The sequence below is a fragment of the Rossellomorea vietnamensis genome (genome assembly GCF_008180615.1).
Lineage (GTDB): Bacteria > Bacillota > Bacilli > Bacillales > Bacillaceae_B > Rossellomorea > Rossellomorea vietnamensis_D.
This window is the reverse complement of sequence record NZ_VTEH01000021.1, coordinates 1-19392: the sequence shown is the minus strand read 5'-3', so window position 1 is coordinate 19392 and position 19392 is coordinate 1. Positions and strand designations below refer to the sequence as shown.

Below are 19392 nucleotides of genomic sequence, written 5' to 3'. Positions count from 1 at the left end.
AAATAAGACCTTTCCCTTTGGTTCAAATCATCAGTACATGCAATGGTCTTAGGAATTCATGTAGTTGCATTAGTTTAGTTTTCACCTGGAAAAAGGATAGCTAAAATAAAAATGTCATTCTCAATCATTTTATATTAAACTCTAAACTTTTTAACATCTACCCTACTAACCCCGTTATATTTCCCGAATTCTTCAGTATAGGTTTTAACAATTATACGATTCTTTAATAGATCTTCGGTTTCAATAATAAACTGAGAGATGAAATCGAGAGTTTCTTCAGGGGTACACCTTACCCTCCTGAACAGAGTAAGTTTTCCTTAACAACAGGGAACCAAATAACATTTCGTTCATCCATTACTTAAAGTCCTTTTTAGACAGAGAGTTCAGTAATTCTGAAGTAGATATACCAAGTCCATTGTCATACTGCTCATGACTTTCTTTTAACATTCGTCTAAGTTCAGGATTTTCATCAGCTTCAAATTGTATAGATTTCTCATCTTCTTCTTGTAAAACAAGTGTAAATTTACCTTTGCCAGGAATTGAAAACTGGAATACAGAGTTATCACTATTCATATTTTCAATCTGTTTCATAAGCTCTTCTGAAGATTTAATTTTTCCCATACTGATTAATCACCACCGATATTCTTTTTTATATAATATCATAACCATTTTTATTCCATTAGCCGAAGACAATGAATATAGTTGTGAACTCGTAGGTCTAGCCATATGGCGTACATCAAACATATCTCTTACTAATTCAACTTACTCGAGACCGAAATACGAATCCCCTTATACCTACCTTCCACCAATTCGACTTACTCCTGTCACGGACAGAGGGACAGGTTCCATGTCCCTTTATTCCTGAATACCCTCTGTTTTAACACAGCCAATCTTGCGCCCCTCATACACACAATAAAAGAAGCAAATGATCTATATCATCCGCTTCCAAGCTAACCTTTGTATTTTTTTACACCACTTGACGGAGGTTTTACCATCCACTATTTTCGACATAAATCGGGTAGTCACTGTGACAGCGTTTTTGTCCCCACAGGATACCAATTTACTCAGCCACTCCATCACTGATTATAAATTTATAAAAATACACCAGCGCAGTTTGAGTAAAGAGGTAAATGGGGAAGGAAAAAAATAACTCATATCCATTTTTGTATGTAAACACACCCACCTTTACATTTACATATTCAAATGTTATACCTATTAGAGACCAAGCAAGGATATAAAGCTAAAGCCGGATATTCTTAATTTTCCATTTTTCCATTATATATATAAAGAAGTAGCCGAAGGGACCATATAAAAGATAGGCTACTAAATCCATACCAGTATATTTTTCACCATCCATAATATCGTAATAATCATAGGGTGATGCACCTAGTGTATTATCAAATAAACCAGCAATGACAATCCCCCACAAAATGAGTAAAAAAGAGATCATCCGGTTTCGAAAAGGACTTTTTAGGGTGAAAATAAGACCGTATAAAACAATAATTAAACTTATTACAAAAATGTCATTTAGACCAAAACGTTCCTCTACCAACAAGAATGAACCTTCCATTAAGTCCACCCCAGTCTTTTAAAAACCTTATGACACAGAAACCCCAGTAACATCAATAGTGTTACAAATAACAAAGAAAAATGAATGGACCATTTAGCAAAAGTCACAAGCTCTTCACTGGTATTAAACCACTCAAAAGTTCCAATTAAAAGAAGCATGCCAACAGCCTGCATGAACCTTGCAATCATTCCTGTTGTATGGAATACCAATACAAAGAAAAATGTTAATACTAATGGAACAACGAAACATTTGTATAGAGTATAAGCTATATACTTACTGGGATCATCATTAAAACTGATAGCTTTAAATATAGCAGCCACTATTTCATATAAGTGGGTGTTCATTAAAGTGAAGAAAAGAAAGTAAAAACCTATTTCCCTATTACTTATGGACCTTTTAATAAAAGCCAATAAACCAACAACCAGCCAGCACGTTACTAAATATACAGCTAAAACCATATGAATCACCCTTAATCTTTAGATCCCCTGCTCCTTAAAAAGAGTACCCACCAAGGATCAACAGGAATAGTTGGTCATCGCCAATATAAATGATGCTTACTTGGGCTCTGTTTACGTAATAATTGGTTTAGTATGTACATTATTCATTTTCTTCATTATCTTGATACAATATACAGATTTTAAAAATGAACCAGTCTCTCTGTCCCATGTCACATATTCATCCTCAGTAAATTCTCAGTGTATAATCCCCTCTTCACAGGGTTTTATGAAAAGATAACTCTCTTCTGTCAAACGCATGTTTTCCTTAACCGGCTACCCCTTTAACTTTATGCAAAACTCCATCAGCAGCTCTCAAATTTCCCCTGGTGAATAGTAGCAACCAGAACGAATAGAACAAAAATCCTTAAAATATGCTCAATGTATGGTATATTTTGCCGGTGTCCCGCAATAAACTCCAAAAAAGGTGACTCCGATGAAAAAGTCACCTTCTACCTTTAAACTCTGTCACAGTGAATACCCGGTTTATGTTGAAAATAGTGCCAGTAACTACGGATTTTTCTATATAGTCTTCTTTGTAGTGAGGATATTAGGGAAAACAAAAGTAACTGTGCTTCGTCAAGAATGTCTTTAACAAACAAAAAGGTCCACAATGCACAAAGGATCAATATGGTCCTGTATATACTGAACTTTTAGGCTGTGATCTTATGTAAAACGCACGTCATTACTTGTATAGGCTACTAGTCCATTTCATGAGCTGCCGATTGTAATCAATCAATTTTCGACTCATGCTTCTTCCTACCGGTCATATTCCCTATTGGCGATACAGATAGTTTCTTTAACACCTTCAAGAGAAAAGCGATCAGCACTGCCGGCTAACTTTTTAGATAAAGCTAATTTTTCTTTTTTCAATAATCGTTTCTTTTCTGGTTTAATCACTATTTCATTCTCCTCTTCAACAAAAACACTAATTGCTGGTTCAATATCAATCCCATACCAGGTCGTCTCCGAGAACGGGCAAATTCTTTTAGTCATATAAATCACTTTTAGTAATTTTAAATTCTTCCTTAAGCGGCATAGTATATCCCTCATTTCAAAGTGATTGTACATTATTAGATTATTAGATACTTTTCCCTTCATTTGAAAAATGCAATCTGAGATTGCCTTACTAAATAAGTCACTATTGTGAGGAAAGAAACTAATTATCCTTGCAAAAACCGTGGAGTCTCGGTGAGAGAAACTTATTTCTTTAACCGGGTAGTCACTGTGACCGAAGCTTAACTGTTTTGTAGCAGCTGAATTCTTCTGTATAATTTTTTTAGCCTTGAGAGAAAATATTCCTTATAATCACATAAGGAGGAAGGATTTTCAATGTCCGAGGTGACTACTAATAATACTAATAATAATAACGGCTTGAGCACTGCAAACAAAGTAAACCTTTCAGGTATTGGTATTGGAGCAATTGTCCTTACTACTGTTTACACAGCTATTTTAGCTTCCCAACTACTGGCTACAAAGCACAAGGTCGATTATCTTTACTACAAAGAAATAACTCAAAATAAATAGATTAAATTTAACGGTGAACTCTTTCACCGTTTTTATTATTCCTCCCTTGGCATAAGTTCGCAGTTTGAGTCTACTTCGTAATACAATCGTTAATCATGTAGTGGTAAACAGTCTTTCATTCTGTGATACATTCTTTGTCATTAGGTGGTAAACACTATGTCGCTGGTGGTACATTTCAATGGCTGTAATCACATTAGACTTATTTAAGGTACGACACCAAAATCGACCGTCTATATTTTCATGATTTTAAATTCAATAAGAAACGGTACTACTCCATTCTCCTTGTTTTGAAAAGGCTGTTTTCGTATATATTGTTGCTTTCGGATATACCCGGATACAGTTTTCACTCTAAACGGGAAAGAGAAGCTCTTTTCTTTTCGGTGTTCCAGATCTCATTTTCGTAATAGTATAGAATAGCAACAAAGTTTACAAAAAGGGCCTTTGAAAAAATAAAAATCCCAGCGATACTATCTATATCACTAGGATGAAGGACTAACTATTATAAGCTTTCAATTTTTTTCATATTTTCATCGGATAAGACGAAATCGAAAAGTTCTAGATTAGATGCTTGATTTTCACGGTTGTGAGATTTAGGAATAACGACCACACCACGTTGGATTTGGTATTTTAGTAGTATTTGTGCACCAGATTTTTTGTAGGCTTCACCGATTTCATCCAGCACTTCTTTTTGATGAGTTTCGGCTTTCATAGGTCCCCATGCTACTGGTGTAATGCCTTCTTCTTTTATTAAAGCAAGGAGATCTTTGTTCGGTTCTTTTAGATTAATTTGGATTTGATTAACAGCCGGCTTCACTTTAGCAAACTTCTTCAATTCTTTCAGATGATCTTTTCCAAAGTTTGAAACCCCGATTGCTTTTAGCTTGCCCGCTTCGTAATATTCTTCAAAAACTTCCCAAGTGTTTTGAAGTTGGGCTCTATCCTCGATAGGAAAGTGAATAAGAAGCAGGTCAAGATAGTCCGTTTGAAAGTTTTTCAGACTGTTATCGATCGCTGCTCGAGTAGCTTCCTTTGAAGAAGTATATTCTTCATCGGCGGGAACTTTCGTGGTAATAAATAACTCTTCTCGAGGCACGGTGCTTTCTGCTAAAACTCTTCCGACAAGTTCTTCGTTTCGATACATGATGGCTGCGTCTATTGAACGGTAACCCAACTGGAGTGCTGATAGAAGTTCAGGAATTTCATTTGTTACCGCCCCGTTATACTCATTATTTTCTTTCCCATAAGTATTTGTACCAGTACCGACGATAGGCATTTTCAACTGATTATTAAGTGTTACGTATTCCATATTTTAAGCACTCCCTCTGTATACTCTAATTTTTCTGCTTACAGAGTACATCATATCAAATTATGGAATTTTCAAAAAGCAATGATGAGTCAATAAAAAAGACCACTTATGAAGTGATCGAGGTTAAAATACATATTTAGTTCCAATATTCTTGTTCAGTGGCTTACAATTTCCACTAAACATCAGCACTCGTGTATTCACTCAGAATACCTTCTACAACTTAATCTAAATCCACCCTCTAACCAATGATGTCGTGTTGTGTTATTTTTGCAGCAGCATATCGACGTGAGGGATATTATCTTCTAAATAGGTTTCAGATATGGCCTGAAATCCAAAAGAACCATAGAATTTCCTTAAATAATCTTGGGCTTGAATTTTAACATTTGTTTCATTTAACTCTTTTTGGATAAACTTCAGCCCTTTTTTTATAAGTTCCTCTGCAAGTCCTTGGCCCCTGAATTCTTTCTTTACAAAAACTCTTCCAATAGAAACTTCCTGATAAGAAACACCTGCTGGTAATATCCTTAAATACGCAATGATTTCTCCATCGTCTTCTTTAAAAAGATGATAGGAAAAAGGATCTTTACCATCAACTTCGAGGTAGGGACAATTTTGTTCAACCACAAAAACTAGAGTTCTTTCTTTTAAAAGATTATATAATTCACTATTTGTTAGCTCGTCGAATTTTCTTATTTTCCAACTCATTAATATTTCACCTCTTATTTGGCAAATGCAAAAGCACGTGATGCTGTCGTTCTGGCTATTTTTATCATATCATTTATCTTTTCTTAAATGAACTAACAGACCGTTGCTTTAAGTGAAATTCTTCAAGATTATAATTCCCATCATGGTAAACAGTCTGTCAATCTTTGGCTAATCGTACTTTGACTAACTTCTTCAAGGTGAATTTCTAGAAGCCTCGGCAATTACCCATAAAAAAAGCCTTCTATTATAATAATGTCACGCTGCTAGCATGCATGGTTATTATTCAGGAGGCTTTCCTTTATTCCATTTATAGTGGCTCTGTATTCCCGCATAGGGTGGTTCTTTTCTCCGCATTGAGTGGCTCAAAACTCCGCATCAGTGGGTCATTTCAACTGCAATAATCAAGGAAAACCGTAATTGTATATCATGTACTATATTCGACATTAAACGGGTAGTCACAGTGACAGAAACTTTACCCGCTCTCAGTTTGAATTAAAAATCTGGACGCGGATTAATCATATCGTGTATATTTCTTTGTGTGATTTTAAAATAAGATTCTGATCTGCTGGCCTTAGAATGGTATCCTAACAACACCTGTATTGTATTCCATTGATACCCCTTTTCTAGCATGATTCTAACAAAAGTATCTCGAAATATTCTAGGAGAAATGTTTTTGCCTAAGTCAGCTCTGATTCCTATATTACCCAATTCCCTTTGGATACCTCTATGACTAATTTTTCTAAAGGGCTTTCTCTCTGTAACAAAGATAAACTCTATATCATCTTGTCTATTATCTAAATATTCTTTTAAGTTCTTTTCCGCAGTAGGTGTTAGAAATACAATTCTTCTCTTTTCTCCGAATCCAATATTTAAAGTCTTATCTTTCCAATCTATCGAATCTAGTTTGAGTTCACATAGCTCTGCCAAATGACACCCTGAAGATAAAAATGTTTCTATCATAGCACGCTCTCTTAAGGTTTTGCTGGCAGTCCTTAATTTAGAAAGCTCTATATTACTTAACCCTTCATTCACATTTTTATGAAACTTATAGGGTTTTACTTTTAATACAGGATTTACCTCGATTTTATTTTCATAAACTAGCCATTCAAAAAATCCATTTAATATACTCCTTACTCTCTCCATAGAATTTTTAGATCTAATTGAATAATTATCCTCTCTATATCTAAGAAATTCTTTAATTTTCATAGTATCAATTTCATTTATCAGTAAGTTACTAAAGTAATTTTGGAAGATTTTCAAATCTACCATATAAGTATCCAATGTTTTCTTGATAAGTCCATGTCTTTCTTTATCTTCTATATAATATCTTATGTTGTTATCTATATTCATTTCAACTAAATCTGGCTTCTCTTTACCACGTATCCAACCCCTGAAATTATATTCTGATTTATCCTTTCTTAAATATTCTTGCAAGATAAATCCCACCTCACTTGTTATCTGATTTACATCACCTACTTCTCCTACTAAATTTGACATTGCTATTTTTTTGAATGCATTGTATTTCTCTATTGAAGGGTTTTCAACCTCATGTTCATAGATTTTCAAAGATATATTTTTACTCTTTTTATTAGCTAAAAATTGTTCATTTAAGACAATTGTACATACTGGTATATTATTATCGGCTGCAAATTCATACTCTAATTGTGTGTAACTCTTTCCACTATTAGGCTCAATAGACCCATACCTTCCTCCCAAAATTAACATTAATAAGTCGGAGTCAACTATCCATTCCTTAATAACTTCCCATTGGGATTTATCACTAGGAATAAAAAGTTCCATTCCGGCAGGTATATGCTTTGATTTTAGTATTCCTTCAACTGCTTTTTGTCTTTCATCTCTTAAATCAAGATAAGTGGAAGAGACAAATACTTGTAACTTTTTATTCAACGGGGGACACCTCCAACAATATATATTTTAATCGCTACTATATAGAAAAGTAGAATTAACTATACAAATTAATAGTTTTAATGAAAAGGACAGGACTATAACATAAAATACTAATGAATTTGCTTAGACTCAGTTTTTATATAAATTATTATAAATGAAAAATACCTTAAACTGGTTCGCCTACTTAATTACAGCCATCTCCTCATGCATAACCCCAGCAATCAACTCAACCCCACCCTGCTTATCCAAACTCTCATTATTCCGTTCACACCGGGATAAGTGTGTACAGTTAGGACATCCCTCATCACATTCACAAGACTTAAGAATGGACAAAGCCTTATTAAGAATATGGTGAAGTCTTTCAGAGACGGTATCCATGATGCCTGCTCCTCCGCCTCCTGTTTCATACAATACAATGGTCGGAACATTGCCGAATTCATTTAAGTTGGAAGATGATAGTAAAGCAAAATCACTGTTTGAACACTTAACCACGGATGGGATGGCAGATGTCAATGCATGCTCGACTACGTGTAAGGCAGCGTCGGTTACCTGGTTGTCGGCAAATTGCAGCCAGAGGCCTTCTGTCGTGTATTTAACCGGATACATATTGATTTCGGTTATTAAATCTGAGATCGATCCACCATACAAAGGGACTTTCTTGTATCCCCACAACCTTCTGGTGACTTCCAAAGTTCCTTTTCCGAATTCCAGTGACTCAGTTATCCTGCTTCGTTCAAGTTCCTTTTCGATGTAAATTGAATCTTTGACCTGGGACCTTGTTGTATATTCTGCTTTAATTGGAACCACCACTATTTCGCTGGTTCTCTGTGAAATCCTTAAGACCCTATATGTATGCTGGTTGTATAAAAAGACAGCCCCATAATGGTAATCTCGTAATACAGTCCGCTCATCAACGCCTTCCAGGATTACATCTTTTGTATTGCCTTTTTGAGTAAGTATTGAATAAACTTTGCCGCCTGAGACCAGAGGATTGTACAATAATTCTTTAGTAGTTAACTCCCATGTGCCTTTTTTGATTTCTGCCATATTATCTAGAAAACCAGCAGACTTTCTTGCGGCAGAAACCTTAAAGTACTGATGGACCCCAGATATTTTTCCATTCAATTCATGAGCGGCATACTGAAGGTGTTCCGCTACAATGTTGGGATTGGAGACATCAATTGCTACATGCTCTGCTTGTCTTTCCATGAATTCTACCGGATTACTGGCATAGTATTGTTCCAGCGGATCTTCCTGGAATATCTGAATCACTAAGCCAGGACCTTTTCGGCCAACTCTTCCTGCTTGTTGAAGGAAACTAGCCTTGCTGCCTGCATATCCGACCATTATGCAGATATCTAAGTCTCCTATATCTATCCCCATTTCCAGAGCGGAGGTCGACACAAGGCCGGACAATTCCCCTTTTTTGATTCTGCTCATGATTTCTTGTTTTTTATAAGCATTTATGTGGGCATGGAAGGGTGAAAAGTATTCTTGGGGCATTCCTTCCATGCCCCATTTTTCACGTAACGTCGTCCTGATTGCTTTGTTCAATTCAAAACTTGCCGTTTCCGTCGATTTACGATTGCCATGGAACAGAATTGATTTAGGCAATTTTCCGTATTTGTATGCTAGATGTTTTAGAATTTCTATAGCTTCCGAAATTGGCGCCCTCCTGAGCCGGTTGTCAGTTTGGTTTCCTAACAAGCCTGGGGTCATCAAGAGAATTTCCCTTTGATAAGCAGGGCTGCCATCTTCCTCAATCAATGAGAATCCATTGATTCCTTTCAACCCAGTGATGTCTTCAGCCAATTCTTTTGGGTTTCCTATGGAAGCAGAACAGGTAATGAACTGTACGGATGTTCCTAAAGCTTTGCACAATGATCTAATTCTCCTTAAGAGCATCGACACCTTGGAACCCAGCACCCCGTTATAGGCATGAAGTTCATCGACAACAACATATTTAAGGTTCTTGAAGAAGTTCATGATGGCGGGGCCTTTCTTTTTAAAATGCACCGCCCCTTGAAGGATGTAATGGAGATAATGAACATTTGTCAGCCAGTATCTGGCGTTCTGGTAAGTCAATTCTTTAACAGAATCTGCCTTGCCTCCTTCCAGGATTCCCACGCCAACCTCTTTGTCACCTAACCTGATCGTTTTAAAACCAAAAGAAGTCTCACTTGAAGAAGTTCCATGATTGAACATGTCCAATGATTGCAGCTGATCCCTTGTTAAAGCTTTCAATGGAGAAAGATATAGGGCCGTCGCTTTGTCGTCCTCAATAAACGACTCCAAAACAGGGATTGAGTAGACCAGGGATTTTCCTGATGCTGTCCCGGTAGTGATCACGACGTTTTCTCCCTTTCTTACCTTATTTACAGCTTCAGCTTGATGGGAGTATAACTGACCTATTCCTTTCTCTTTCAACTTCATAGAAAGTTCGTGAGGTAATGGGTATTCGAGATCCCCGAATGTTGCAGCCTTTTCCGGAACCGAGTATTGCTGAAGTTTCGAGCCTTCCCTGTTACTGACCTCTTTGATGTCAGAGATGATTTTACCTAGTGGAATATCGTTAAAAGATAGAGCTTCCATTCGGTTATCCTTAAGAAGCTCCCTCTCATCTTTACTAATCAACAGATCATTAACCAAGGAATCACAAGCAGCACAATAGATACCATCACTTAATTGTCTTTCTGTAAGAAGTACCCATTCAGCCATCCTTAACCCATTTGTGGGCTGCATAATTTCTCTTTTGTAAGGTTCTCCCCTTAGTTGAGTACTGATTTGATAAAAGTTCAACTGTGTCTTTTTGGATGTAAAGCAATCCTGACAAATTAACGGCATTGCATTTCAGCCTCCTCAACCTGTACATCATAGGATGCTGCGATTTGACTTAATATAAATCTTCCTCCCGCTTTAGATAGGTGTTCATTGTTCTTTCCGGGATATTGAATACAAGAAGGACATCCTCCTGGACATGAACACGTTTTCAGGAGATTAAGGGCAGACTCTATGATTCTATTTAAGTTTTCTCCTATAGCAGTGGTGATTCCCATGCCCCCAGATTCGTTTCCATAAAATCCAATGACCGGATTTCCATCAAAATTTGGTAAAGAAAACCCTGAAAAGCTAGAGATATCCCTGCTGTCACAAATGATCGTATCAGGGATGACTGACAGAATGACATGCTCTGCAGCACGCAATGAGCCCTCAAGTTTCTCCTGTGTGGCTTCTTCACCTAGTAAGTCAGACAAGGAACCAATGCTTTCTTTTGAAAGATGAATCCAGCATCCCTCTGAATCAAAATTTGAAGAGATTGGAGTAAGAAGCGGCTCTATTTCTGTCACCCTAGAGTTGAAATAAGATTTATTATAAGCGAAAACAGATCTCTTAATATTCAACTCTCCGTACATCAATTTCACATGACCTATAGAGTTATCTGAGGTCTGTTCACTTATCGAAATGGTATCCTTATAGATTGATTGTGTATAATATTCGATTTCCCCTGCAATGGGTTTCACAAGAATTTCGGCTCTATTACTATTAAAGCTGTCTACCTTGTACCCTTTTTCATTAGCATTCCAATAGACAGCTCCTTCATGAAAGTCACGTAAAGCGGTCCATTCGTCGACATTATCAATCAGGACTTCCCGGTTTTTTGTCGAGACCACTTTATAGCTGGTTCCACTACCTGAACGAAGGCTGCATCGTTCTGAGAGCTCCTCAGTCGTTAACTCACTTAGATGTGCCAATATAGCTGACTGGTAATCCTCATGTATATCAAATAAGTTTAAATCCTCTTTTATTAACTTTCTGCCCAGTTCTTCTTGCAGATATTGAAGATGAAGCTTCAGCAGTTCTCTGTTCCTTGGATCAATCCTTACAACCTCCGGGGGCTTTTCAAGGAATTTATCAGGATTCTGCATATAGTACTGCTGCAGCGGCTCGTCTTCAAAAATCATTACGGCTACGCCTTCCCCTTTACGTCCTACTCTTCCAATTTGCTGAGAGAATGCTGCCTTGCTGCCAGGATAACCCGAAAGAATGGCCACACTGAGATCTCCAATATCTATGCCTACTTCCAACGCATTAGTAGCAATAACCATATGGACATCGTTTTTCTTAATGGCATGGATTACTTGTTTTCTTTCTTCAACAGCAAGCATCCCATTATAAAATGCCGAAAGTTTCACACCGGAGACATCATCTTTCTTCAGCCTCAGTTTTTTTCGAAGTACATCTTTCATGGATCTTGCTGTCACTTTCCCCTGCAGTCTCGATCCCTGGAACATAATGGTCCTGATTAATCGATTTTTTTGTACCAGCACATTTTCAGCGATAGATAGCGCATCCGAGACAGGGGCTTTCCTTTCGCCTGTATCCAACGTTAATCCAGGATTCCAGAATATAATATTCCGCTTTCTCTTGATTGAACCATCATTATCCACCAATTGAAATTCATTTCTTCCAGTTAACAGCTCGGCAAGACGATCAGGTTGATCAATAGTAGCCGAACACAATATGAATTGAATGCTGGTATTACCGAGATTTTCACAGATCTTCTGCAATCTTTTCAGCACCAGCGACACATGGCTCCCGAATGCTCCTCGATATAGATGCATTTCATCAATGACGATATACTTTAAATTTTTCAACAGGGAAATAGTATCCTGAGAAGAACTGTTATTTATCCCCGCATTTTTCAATATAGAGTGATGGATCATATCCGGGTTGGTGAACAGAATTCTTCCATCTTTCAAGAGTCTTCTTCTGGACCCGAGTTGAGTATCCCCATCAAACCTACCGAATGAGAGGTATTTCTCACCCAACTTGATCGAACGCTCGTACCAATCATCCAAATCTTCATCTTCTGAACCGGTATCTTTAAGTTCTGTCCATCTGTATAACTGTTCCACTTGGTCGTCAGCCAGCGCTTTGGTCGGAAATATGTATAAAGCCCTCGCCGATTCATCCTCCAACAATCCCTGCAGAATCGGAAGGTTATAGGATAAAGTCTTTCCGGATGCTGTATGAGTTACAAGAACAACATCTTTCCCTTTTCTTACTGAATTATATGTATCCGCTTGATGAACATAGAGATCATTGATTCCCATGCGGTTTAAAGCTTCTTTTAAACTTACTGGTAATTCTTCATTCAAAGTTCCAAAAGAAGCTTCCGAATCTGGCATCTGATGGATGTAAATATCAGCCCGTTCTTTCTCACTTAATTTCTCCAGGGATTCAACCACTTCACCAGATCTGAACTCTCCTGAGCCTACTCCTGGTATACGTTTATCAATCAAAATAGAACTTTCTTCTGGTGCTAGGACTACAGGACTGCAGCAACTCGGACAATACACACCTACCTCTTTCGTTCTCATCCATGAATGTTCATTATCAATTTCCTGCCATTCACCCATATCCATAGCCGCTCCAACCTTGTATTCCACTAACCTGTATTCTCCGTCCGGCATAACTTTTCTGCTATGCTGAAGTCCTTTCAGCATAAAACCACAGTCACATTGTAAAAAGGCCATTTATATTCAACCTCCTAATTTAATTGTTCTGATTTTTCTTAATTACCATTATACGACAAAAGTAGTCATATAATGTGAAAATATGTAAAATACATTCTTAATAAACTAATAAAAAAAAGACCACTTTTAAAGTGATCTTAAAATTATTAACAGATTAACTAACGTTGACAGTAATAAGCGGCTGTTTCATTAGATTTCATTTTATCTTTGCTAGAAATATAAACCCGTTGCTAAGTCCCTATTTATGATTATGATAATGATTATTGATATGGGTGTGAGTTATCCTTCCATTATGATTAATGGATCCTTAATATTGTGTCTCCTTCGTAAAATACCTCATACCAGAAGAAAGAGGATTTTGCCCAATTAAATATGGATGAAGTCCTTCTTAAGTTCACCAAGTAAATTAGTTCTGGACTAATTTTTTAATCATTAAAGATTATGTCTATCTTCTTTATAACACCTATAATATCTTGAACAAATTGCTCTTCATTCTTTTTCTCTAATTCAAATAATAAGTTCTCTAAGGTATCCTCAACTTGTGATTTTAATAATTTATGATCTTGATTAAAAAAATTGTGACTGGTATTACTAAGTGAATTAACCTTATAATTTCTTAGACACTTTTTAAACGCCTTATTTATATCCGCCGTTTCTATCACTTTGTGACAGGAACCACAAAGAGTGACAAGATTATCCTTATGGTTGGGACCTCCAAGTCTGCGAGGAATCTTATGATGCACATGTAAATCTTTTTCTGCCTCACAAACAACACACCTCCACTCATCTCGATCCTTTACACTCTTTTTCAAATCCTCCCTAAATGTTTGAGACCAAACATCCAGCAACTTTAATTCACCATTAGTTTCTCTTAGTTTGTCCATAACTTCTTGGTGTGGAAGGATAATACTCTCTATCGTCATATAGATGGATTCAGCAATGGCATCGTCAAATTCGATATACCTGTTATCCTCTTCTTCATCAATATCACAGGAAAAGATGATTTCTGATAAGTCACAAGTAAAACCCATTATGAGATCCTTGTTCTTACCACTTAAGTTTTCTTGAATCAAAAGAGACTTATTATAAATGTCAGTTATTGATAAGGATCTCCAGTTTGTTATACGCTCTTTAATGATTTGAGGTATATGTTCTCTCCATACTTCTTTTAAAGACGAATCCGCATCATTGTAGTCTGAACCGACTGCACCCTGTAAGTATTTTTCTATAATTTTTAATGGATCCTGATGCTCAAGATCTGTTATATCACTATTCTCTCCTAATTTACTCTCTCTGATATCTAGAATAGCTTCAAGTTCATCATGGATGGAGATTAGTTCTTCAATATGAAACTCTAAAAGCTCATTAAAAGAGTAATCATCTAAATTAATATTGTTGTCGGGTAGTATATAAACATCCATCACACCGCTCAGTTCTAAAATTCTATCCAGAAAATATTCTCGTTCTCTTTTTTCACCTAATTTTGCAACCACTTACCACACCTCTTAATTCTATTTATACAAATTTAACTAGGCCCTTAAATTCGCTATTATTTAGTTGGAAAGTGTCATTTTACAAAACTCCAATACTATATGATTAATAGCTGGAACATGCTTGGAAATTTATAATATATTAACTCCGCACTCCTCTCCACCGCGTTTCATCTTATAACAAAGTTGACCTTACATTTCATTAAATAATTGCTAAATTTCAAGTAGCTTTCAAGTAGCTGTAAAGAATTCACACTCTATATAGTAGCCCTTAGATATATCAGTGATTTATAACCTTAAACATTTGCGATATCAATCAACCTTTCATAAATCTCCTTCCAAGAGCCATCCAGATCAACGGTCATCATTTCCAGCCAAACATTCTCACTCCATTGGTAACTCTCTTTAACATCTGTTCCATTCGCAGGATAGATCAGCAGCCCCCTAAGCTGAAGCTCCTTGTCCTCGTGCATTAAATAGGTAAATAGTTGATACATATTGTGGCTGTGGAAGGTGGATTTGCCAAAATTCTCTTGGAATGCATTTTTATAAAACTTTGCATCTATTATGATTTTTTTCTGTTCTTTTTTGTGAGTTAGGGATACATCTGTCTTCATCTGAGGCAGGTATGATTTGTTCCCTTCCAGCCTCCACTGTAATATCTCCGAGGAAACACGATAGTCCTTCTGTTCAATTCGGTAAAAATGAAACAGAAACTTTTCGAAAATAGCATTTAACGATTTTTCATCTAGTTCTGCTGAGAATAAACTCCACTTTCCTTGTCTGTGAGACAGCAGCCTCAACTCAAATAATAAGGTGGCCAGATGTATCATCCGTTTGTAATGCACGTTATGTCTTTTAAATATCAATTGAGAAAAAATCCTTTTAGTTAGAGGGAGATCCCTTACCTCGTTAAGGAACTCCAATTTCATAAAACTTTTCTTGCGTGTCTCTGTTCTTAAATACTTATTCATACAGATGGACTGCAGTGTGCATTTCATAATTTGATTTGGCAGAATATCGAGCGAGTATTCATCTTTCTCGCACACAAGCACCGGTTTTTTTCCTGCTAGATAAGGAATGGACTCATTAATCAGCATACGACCAGTCAATCTGTTTGTCACTTCTTGCTTTTCAACATAATCCTTCACCAGTCCCCGACGCTGAAGCCAATCCACTTCTCTAAGAAATTGGTCCACGATAAAATCATATGTAATCAAATCTTCATCAACATCATTCATGCTCTCTATCAACTCTGGCATGTCGTTGATATAACTGAGGAGACAAAAAAGGTTACGGATCGGGACTTTAAACATCTGTTCCATATCAAGACCCTTCTAATAAAGAAACAACCATGTCCGGACGATCGAAGAAATATTCTTCCAGTAGCGGCTGAATTTCAAACATAAGGATTCCTTGGTACCAGGCATTCTCATCCATGTCATCAGGTTTCCCAGTGAAGAACGAATGGCCAATGGCATATCCTTCACCTAGCTGAAAATCTTTCTCGATTTCTTTATTAATACCTGAGACAGTGTCAGTGATCTTTTGCAGCATTTCTGCTGACACACCTGTTTCTTGAACAGCTCTGTACCACTTTTCACCAAAGGCTGGATTAAGGTTGATAAAAGCAAACCGCCTACGCAGAGCGACTTCAAGTTGAGCCAGTGATCGGTCGGCCGTATTCATAGTCCCGACGAGATACACATTGCTTGGTACGGTGAATTTTTTCTTAGAGTAACCCATTGTGACATACTCTTCCCGCTTGTCCTTTTCAATCAGCATGAATAGTTCACCAAATACCTTAGAAAGGTTACCTCTGTTAATTTCATCAATGATAAAGTAATAGTCTTCTCCAGGGTTTTCTATCGCACGCTGGCAGAAGTCATAAAAAATACCGTATTGAAGAGAAAATCCATTCTTATCAGGTCTGAACCCCATTACGAAATCTTCGTAAGCATAGTTTTGATGAAATTGAACCATTTCTATTCTTGTAGAATCTTTCACACCCATCAAGGAGTAAGCCAAACGTTTAGATACAAAGGTCTTCCCTACACCAGGTGGTCCTTGCAGAATAATATTTTTCTTATAACGAAGCAGACTGGTCATTGTAGTATACTGGTCTTCCTCCAAGAATACCTCTTTAAGGAAATCCTCTTTGGAATAGCTTTCAAAGTCTTCTTCTGAAAACGTATTACCAATCGCTTCTTTTAAGCAAGGTTTCAACCTCCAGATGAAATGGTTATTTTCTTCATACTCACCGTTGAACAAGACACACCAATAGCAGTCTGTCCCGTCATCTCTTACTGGCACAGCTATTCCCGTTGCCTCTATTACCCGCTTTGCCAATTGAACTACCGGAGTATTAAATGAGGAATGGTGTTTACCAAGCTCAAGTGCAAGCTGTGATGCGGTAGCCTCCCCACCTAACTCGTACAATTTATGAAGGTAGAGAAAATCGCTCTCAGTAAAAACTTCATTATTGTTCAAAAGCTCTAGCCATTTTTCTGAACTTATACTGTCTTGTAAATTGTCAATAGGGGCAGCATTCACACTAGTATCATTCGTTTCTTGAAATGCATCTATGACGTTTACCATTTTCCGGTGTAAATCTTCATAAGTAAAAGAAGAGACATCACTTGTTTCTTCGATATCCCGCTCACCTCTTCTTGGATGTTCAGAGCCATAGAGCATTCCATATCTAACTCCACTGTCCTCTACAGCCACAAACAATTGAGGCGCATTTTTATGATTTATATGGCTCTTTTCGTAAACCGCCAGCCAGCAAGTTGAACCACCAAAATTCTGATTCCAATTGAAGCCATTCAGCACTCTATCTTCAAACAAATCAGCCTCCTTTAGCTCTTCCATGTTGCGAAGCGCCTCATGAATCTTTCTTTGTTCTTCCTGAACTTTCGCTTTCTTATCAGTGTAGTAAAGCTGAAACAAGATCGAGAAGTTGTTCCAGGAGTTTAAGATGTTTGTTTCATACTTAACTCTTACTTCTTCCTTGATTTCTTCCAGTTCATCAACTGTCACAGACCCATTTTCGATAATCCTGTCTACTACTCTGGACTTGATTAAATTAACCTTCTCGGAATTCTTATACTGATCCTTCAATATATGAAGATGAGCAGCATCAAGCTGAGAAAGGCTGTCCAGCATCTTTTGGGGTTCTAACTTGTATGTATGCAGCTCAGTTGCAACACTATATAGATAATCAACAGCACTTTCCACTTTGATTTCATCATATGTAGTGCTGCAGTAAAAGAAATCCTGAATATCAAGCATCGTCAAACCTTCATTATTCCTTTCCAGGTGAGAAAGAGCTATCTCACACAGCTCTAGATAAGTTTGATAATTAGTGCCTACACTGGAAAGCTTCAGGTTAATCCCGTAAGATCTCTTCATATCCATAAAAACTTCCTGCTTATAAATTGGATACTTCTTATAATCAAAAGCTGCTAAAATATAGCCAAACAAAGGTGCTCCTAAAGAAATTTTAGAATTGAATGCCTTTCCCTTCTCCCTAAATTCTTCAATTCTATCCTCTTTAGGATGAGATGAATAAATTAATTTATTTAACAAGCTGGCCACTTCTTTCGGCTCTGCCTCTGCATATTTCAACAGATCATCTGTATTACTCCAGTGAACAAAGCTGCCAGACGTGGGATTTTCCTTCTGCAGCTTTCTAACTATATCCACGACCGTAATCTCATTAATATCCTGCTTCCTCATGAATTCATTCAAGCGGGAAAGGATTTCTTCTTTATAGGACTCAGCGTAATTAGAGCTTTTCTTAAACTTCAAGTAACGTTTGAACGACAGATCTATGTATGAATCTTTTAGTAGATACTTTTCCAATTCTTGTGTAGACATCATATACACCTCATAAACTATTTATTTGTCACCCTATCAAGATAAAGAGCTGCCAGCCCGTTAAATATAACTTACTTAAAAATGAGAGACATACTTATAGCCTAGCATAATTCCCAATAATAAGACGAAACAAATGTAAAACTCCACTAACTTTGTTAAAATATAGTATATATTACTAGAAAGACGTGATTTCATGCTAAAAACACTAATGTCGAAATTATTTGCTCCCCAAAAGAAAGAAGCGCCTATAGAAAATAATCCAGAAGTCGAGGTCAAAAAGCAGCAAGTGGTCATCTATGAGTCCGACCCCAACCGGTTAATGGAAATAACTAAGTCTCCTTTTCCTGAAGGAAGCGATCAAGGATATGTATATTTCTTACAAGAAAGCCTAAATGGAACTTTTAAAATTGGCACGACCGCTTCCATTGATAAAGATATGAAAATTTTCAAAGAAGAACTTCCCTTCAAGACTCAATTGGTACACCTGATTAAGTCTGGAGAATCTTCCGGGACAGAAGCCTCTTTTCATAATTACTTCTCTCCACAACACCTAGAGAGTGGATGGTATAACTTAAGCCGGGACCAGGTAGCATGGATTAAAGAAGAAAACTATACCGAGCAAATCAGGGAAACGATAGGCATCGAAGAAGACAAAAGTGATAAACCCCTGACTCAAAAACAAATCGATTATGCCAAAACTGTTAATGACGCTCCATAATGTCCTGAAACTGACGGCTCATTTTGTCCTGAACTTGACGGATTTATTGCCTATTAAAGATACAGAAGGGAGGCTTGTGAGGCCTCCCCAAAACATCTATAAATCTACCTCATAGGTTTCATTTTGCTTCAAATAAAAACGGACTTCGTGACTGCCGGTGATAATGTACCAATCTCTGCCGAGCTCAAGCCTGCATGACAACACCTTTCCATAACCAAGATTCAGCTCGAACCATTCGCCACACCTCAGTTTGTAACC

At 37.0% G+C, this 19392-nt stretch carries 15 protein-coding genes; 2 read left to right on the top strand and 13 right to left on the bottom strand.

Going from position 1 to position 19392, the window contains the following annotated elements:
* Positions 1-354: 354 nt before the first annotated feature.
* The 4 genes from FZC79_RS19920 to FZC79_RS19905 all read right to left on the bottom strand — a co-directional run bounded on the left by FZC79_RS19920 (position 355) and on the right by FZC79_RS19905 (position 3060).
* A complete protein-coding gene (locus FZC79_RS19920; RefSeq protein ID WP_148948458.1) occupies positions 355-621 on the bottom strand; it encodes a hypothetical protein in 267 nt (88 codons plus the stop codon).
* Between the two features lie 619 nt (positions 622-1240).
* Positions 1241-1570 (bottom strand): hypothetical protein, encoded by a 330-nt coding sequence (locus FZC79_RS19915; RefSeq protein WP_148948457.1) that lies wholly within the window; start codon positions 1568-1570, stop codon positions 1241-1243.
* Positions 1570-2028, bottom strand: coding sequence for a hypothetical protein (locus tag FZC79_RS19910; RefSeq protein ID WP_148948456.1), 459 nt, complete (start codon positions 2026-2028; stop codon positions 1570-1572). Before FZC79_RS19910 ends, FZC79_RS19915 begins: the two co-directional genes overlap by 1 nt.
* A 795-nt stretch (positions 2029-2823) precedes the next feature.
* The gene (locus tag FZC79_RS19905; protein WP_187442910.1) at positions 2824-3060 is read right to left on the bottom strand and encodes a hypothetical protein; all 237 of its coding nucleotides are present in this window, start codon (positions 3058-3060) and stop codon (positions 2824-2826) included.
* Between the two features lie 336 nt (positions 3061-3396).
* Here FZC79_RS19905 and FZC79_RS19900 point away from each other — a divergent pair, with 336 nt between their 5' ends.
* A complete protein-coding gene (locus FZC79_RS19900; protein ID WP_148948454.1) occupies positions 3397-3591 on the top strand; it encodes a hypothetical protein in 195 nt (64 codons plus the stop codon).
* A 499-nt stretch (positions 3592-4090) separates the two neighbouring features.
* On the opposite strand, the gene FZC79_RS19895 is transcribed toward FZC79_RS19900, so the two are convergent.
* From FZC79_RS19895 to FZC79_RS19860, 8 genes are all read right to left on the bottom strand, one after another.
* Positions 4091-4897, bottom strand: coding sequence for an aldo/keto reductase (locus tag FZC79_RS19895; RefSeq protein ID WP_148948453.1), 807 nt, complete (start codon positions 4895-4897; stop codon positions 4091-4093).
* 261 nt (positions 4898-5158) lie between these two features.
* The gene (locus FZC79_RS19890) at positions 5159-5602 is read right to left on the bottom strand and encodes a GNAT family N-acetyltransferase (protein WP_148948452.1); all 444 of its coding nucleotides are present in this window, start codon (positions 5600-5602) and stop codon (positions 5159-5161) included.
* A gap of 492 nt (positions 5603-6094) precedes the next feature.
* Positions 6095-7510, bottom strand: coding sequence for a DUF4062 domain-containing protein (locus tag FZC79_RS19885; protein WP_148948451.1), 1416 nt, complete (start codon positions 7508-7510; stop codon positions 6095-6097).
* A gap of 180 nt (positions 7511-7690) precedes the next feature.
* On the bottom strand, positions 7691-10354 hold the full coding sequence (locus tag FZC79_RS19880) for a DEAD/DEAH box helicase (protein ID WP_148948450.1): 2664 nt from the start codon (positions 10352-10354) through the stop codon (positions 7691-7693).
* The gene (locus FZC79_RS19875) at positions 10345-13047 is read right to left on the bottom strand and encodes a DEAD/DEAH box helicase (protein WP_148948449.1); all 2703 of its coding nucleotides are present in this window, start codon (positions 13045-13047) and stop codon (positions 10345-10347) included. Before FZC79_RS19875 ends, FZC79_RS19880 begins: the two co-directional genes overlap by 10 nt.
* Positions 13048-13472: 425 nt before the next feature.
* Positions 13473-14540, bottom strand: a complete 1068-nt coding sequence (locus tag FZC79_RS23690) for an HNH endonuclease (protein ID WP_252183411.1) — start codon at positions 14538-14540, stop codon at positions 13473-13475.
* A 293-nt stretch (positions 14541-14833) separates the two neighbouring features.
* The gene (locus FZC79_RS19865) at positions 14834-15862 is read right to left on the bottom strand and encodes a 5-methylcytosine restriction system specificity protein McrC (protein ID WP_148948448.1); all 1029 of its coding nucleotides are present in this window, start codon (positions 15860-15862) and stop codon (positions 14834-14836) included.
* A 1-nt stretch (position 15863) separates the two neighbouring features.
* The gene (locus FZC79_RS19860; protein WP_148948447.1) at positions 15864-18419 is read right to left on the bottom strand and encodes an AAA family ATPase; all 2556 of its coding nucleotides are present in this window, start codon (positions 18417-18419) and stop codon (positions 15864-15866) included.
* A gap of 190 nt (positions 18420-18609) precedes the next feature.
* On the opposite strand from FZC79_RS19860, the gene FZC79_RS19855 reads away from it, so the two are divergent.
* On the top strand, positions 18610-19134 hold the full coding sequence (locus FZC79_RS19855) for a GIY-YIG nuclease family protein (protein WP_148948446.1): 525 nt from the start codon (positions 18610-18612) through the stop codon (positions 19132-19134).
* A gap of 96 nt (positions 19135-19230) precedes the next feature.
* Here FZC79_RS19855 and FZC79_RS23390 read toward each other — a convergent pair whose 3' ends face one another.
* Positions 19231-19383, bottom strand: a complete 153-nt coding sequence (locus tag FZC79_RS23390; RefSeq protein ID WP_187442619.1) for a DUF5348 domain-containing protein — start codon at positions 19381-19383, stop codon at positions 19231-19233.
* Positions 19384-19392 lie beyond the last annotated feature (9 nt).

Excerpts from the sequence above, each read along its gene's own strand:
- FZC79_RS19910 (WP_148948456.1), bottom strand. The coding sequence starts at position 2,028 with ATGGTTTTAGCTGTATATTTAGTAACGTGCTGGCTGGTTGTTGGTTTA.
- FZC79_RS19915 (WP_148948457.1), bottom strand. The coding sequence starts at position 1,570 with ATGGAAGGTTCATTCTTGTTGGTAGAGGAACGTTTTGGTCTAAATGAC.
- FZC79_RS19890 (WP_148948452.1), bottom strand. The coding sequence starts at position 5,602 with ATGAGTTGGAAAATAAGAAAATTCGACGAGCTAACAAATAGTGAATTA.
- FZC79_RS19905 (WP_187442910.1), bottom strand. The coding sequence starts at position 3,060 with ATGACTAAAAGAATTTGCCCGTTCTCGGAGACGACCTGGTATGGGATT.
- FZC79_RS19875 (WP_148948449.1), bottom strand. The coding sequence starts at position 13,047 with ATGGCCTTTTTACAATGTGACTGTGGTTTTATGCTGAAAGGACTTCAG.
- FZC79_RS19920 (WP_148948458.1), bottom strand. The coding sequence starts at position 621 with ATGGGAAAAATTAAATCTTCAGAAGAGCTTATGAAACAGATTGAAAAT.
- FZC79_RS19895 (WP_148948453.1), bottom strand. The coding sequence starts at position 4,897 with ATGGAATACGTAACACTTAATAATCAGTTGAAAATGCCTATCGTCGGT.
- FZC79_RS19860 (WP_148948447.1), bottom strand. The coding sequence starts at position 18,419 with ATGATGTCTACACAAGAATTGGAAAAGTATCTACTAAAAGATTCATAC.
- FZC79_RS19880 (WP_148948450.1), bottom strand. The coding sequence starts at position 10,354 with ATGCCGTTAATTTGTCAGGATTGCTTTACATCCAAAAAGACACAGTTG.
- FZC79_RS19900 (WP_148948454.1), top strand. The coding sequence starts at position 3,397 with ATGTCCGAGGTGACTACTAATAATACTAATAATAATAACGGCTTGAGC.
- FZC79_RS19855 (WP_148948446.1), top strand. The coding sequence starts at position 18,610 with ATGCTAAAAACACTAATGTCGAAATTATTTGCTCCCCAAAAGAAAGAA.
- FZC79_RS19865 (WP_148948448.1), bottom strand. The coding sequence starts at position 15,862 with ATGGAACAGATGTTTAAAGTCCCGATCCGTAACCTTTTTTGTCTCCTC.